Source organism: Sulfitobacter sp., from assembly GCF_041552635.1.
Lineage (GTDB): Bacteria > Pseudomonadota > Alphaproteobacteria > Rhodobacterales > Rhodobacteraceae > Sulfitobacter.
Genome location: NZ_JBFEKM010000306.1, coordinates 1 through 2552, shown reverse-complemented (window position 1 = coordinate 2552; position 2552 = coordinate 1). Strand labels below are relative to the sequence as shown.

General features: G+C 60.3%; 2 protein-coding genes and 1 pseudogene. 1 reads left to right on the top strand and 2 read right to left on the bottom strand.

The window, feature by feature from the left end; translation table 11 throughout:
• On the bottom strand, nucleotides 1-841 hold an 841-nt coding region (locus ABYT07_RS20410), incomplete at its 3' end, for an ATP phosphoribosyltransferase regulatory subunit (protein ID WP_372993837.1).
• 210 nt (nucleotides 842-1051) lie between these two features.
• Here ABYT07_RS20410 and ABYT07_RS20405 point away from each other — a divergent pair.
• On the top strand, nucleotides 1052-1246 hold the full coding sequence (locus tag ABYT07_RS20405) for a SlyX family protein (RefSeq protein ID WP_372993836.1): 195 nt from the start codon (nucleotides 1052-1054) through the stop codon (nucleotides 1244-1246).
• A gap of 13 nt (nucleotides 1247-1259) precedes the next feature.
• On the opposite strand, the pseudogene ABYT07_RS20400 reads toward ABYT07_RS20405, so the two are convergent.
• Nucleotides 1260-2552 (bottom strand): annotated as a pseudogene (locus tag ABYT07_RS20400) (DNA polymerase III subunit alpha); the annotation flags it as partial.

The following is a 2552-nucleotide window of genomic DNA, read 5'->3' as shown; positions in this document are numbered from 1 at the left end:
CACCAACGACGGACCCTTGCACCAGCTCACGCAGCCGCGCCACAGTTTGCGCACCGGTGTCCCGCTTGGCTTGCATAAAACCCATGACCACATCGGCCTGAGTATCCGTCAGCCCAGCACCATCGGTAAAATCACCGCTATCGTCCTTGCGCCCCGCGCCCAGCAAGGCACGCACACCGTCCAGCCCCAGCCGGTCCAGCTTGTCGATCGCGCGCAAAACGATGCCGCGTTCGGCAGCAAATTTGTCAGGATCCGACGGGTCCAACACGCCTGCAACTTCCATCACGCCGTTCAAAACCTTGCGGTTGTTAACGCGCACGATGTAATCACCGCGCTCGATGCCGACCTCCTCAAGGCAATCGGCCAGCATCGCGCAAATCTCGGCATCCGCAGCCACCGAAGGCGCGCCAACCGTATCCGCATCGCATTGATAAAACTGGCGAAACCGTCCCGGTCCGGGCTTTTCGTTCCGCCACACAGGCCCCATCGCATAGCGGCGGTACGGGGTCGGCAAATCATTGCGGTGCTGCGCATAAACCCGCGCCAGCGGTGCGGTCAGATCATAGCGCAGCGCCAGCCAGTCACCGGGCTTGTCCGCATCGGCGTCTTCCCGCCACGCAAAGACCCCCTCGTTGGGGCGGTCCACATCGGGCAGAAACTTCCCCAACGCCTCGACCGTCTCAACGCCGGAACTCTCCAGCGCGTCAAAGCCATAGCGATGATACACCCCGGCAATCTTGCGCAGCATTTCGGCCCGCTGGGTAACCTCAGCACCGAAATAATCACGAAATCCCTTTGGCGCTTCGGCCTTGGGGCGGGGGGTCTTCTTTGGCTTGGCCATGGGATCACATCCTGTGGGCTGAACTTTGCGCCTCGCATCTACCCCACCCCCCACACAAGAGCAAGCAAACCGCGTCATCTTCTCTGGCTCAAAAATATCCTCGGGGGACGGCGCAGCCGTGGGGGCAGACAGCCCCCATCCGACAGTTGCAATGCGCGCGGCCCTCGCCTATCTGCGGCCACAGCCGATTGGTCAACTTCAGGAGACCCCATGGACAAGCTCGAAGAACAACTCGCCCACCTCATCCGCTCTGTCGATGATCTGTCAGATGTCGTCGCCCGCCAGGAAACCGAGATCGCGACACTGACCCGCCGTGTTCACATGCTGATGCAGCGCGAAGGCGAACGCGAAGCCTCCGGTGCCGAAGGCGTCGTGATCGGCGGCGAACGGCCCCCCCACTACTGACCCGCCAAGCACGTCAGAGTTCTTCGACTTCCATCACACCGCTCAGTGACCGGATCGCGCCCTTGATTTTGGGCGTCATCGGGTATTCCGAACACAGGTCAACCTCGACCTCGCCGGGCAGGCTGGGATCAATCAGGCAAAGCTGTACCGGCCCCTTACCGCTAGACTTTGCGGCGGATCTGGCCCCTGCAAGAACATCGGCGACCGCTTGAATGGCCGCAGCTTCCTGCACAAAAATCCGCAGGCCCATGTTGCCGGCATCCGCAACAACATCGTCAATCGCGGCCACGGAACGGCCCAGCAACTTTAGCTGGTCGCTTTCCATCGTCGCCTCGACCATCACGACAACCTTTGATCCGGTTTCCAAATGATCGCGCGCCAGTTCCAGCGTGTCGGAAAACAGCGTGACTTCATACGCCCCCGTCGGATCAGACAATTGCGCAAAGGCAAAGCGGTTGCCGCGCGCCGATTTGCGTTCCTGCCGCCCCGCGACCACACCAGCAAGGCGCGCGTTCATCGCACCCTTGATCGACACTTTTTCAGTCAACTCGTCCAGTGTCAGAAAGGGCACACCGCCACTGGCCGCCTTACGCTTCATTGGGCCCATGTAATCATCCAGCGGATGACCGGACAGATAGAACCCGACAGCCTTGAATTCCTCGGTCAGGCGTTCGGCGGCCTCCCAGTCATCGCAGGGCAGGATGCGCGGTTCGGGCAAATCATCACCTGCCTCGCCGAACAGCGACACCTGATTGCTGGCCTTTTGTTCATGAATCGCGGCGGAATAGCTTACCAATCCGTCCAGCGCATTCCAGACCCGTCGGCGGTTGCCATCAAGCTGATCAAACGCCCCCGACCGGACCAGCATTTCCAAAGGACGCTTGCCGACCCGCTTCAAATCAACGCGCCGCGCCAAATCAAACAGCGTCGCAAAGGGCCGGTCCTGTCCATCAACCTTGCGGCCCGTCGTGATCAGTTTCATCGCCTCGACGCCAACGTTTTTCAACGCGCCCAACGCATAGACCAACGCCCCGTCCACGACCTTGAACGTCGCATCCGACCGGTTCACGCAGGGCGGCACCCATGGCAAATCAAGCCGCTTGCGCACTTCCTCGAAATAGACCGCCAGCTTATCCGTCAGGTGGATATCGCAGTTCATCACACCGGCCATGAATTCGACCGGGTGGTTCGCCTTTAGCCATGCGGTTTGATAGCTGACCACGGCATAGGCGGCGGCGTGGGATTTGTTGAAACCGTAGTTGGCGAATTTCTCCAAAAGGTCAAAGACTTCCGATGCTTTTTTCTT

Excerpts from the sequence above, each read along its gene's own strand:
- ABYT07_RS20405 (WP_372993836.1), top strand. The coding sequence starts at position 1,052 with ATGGACAAGCTCGAAGAACAACTCGCCCACCTCATCCGCTCTGTCGAT.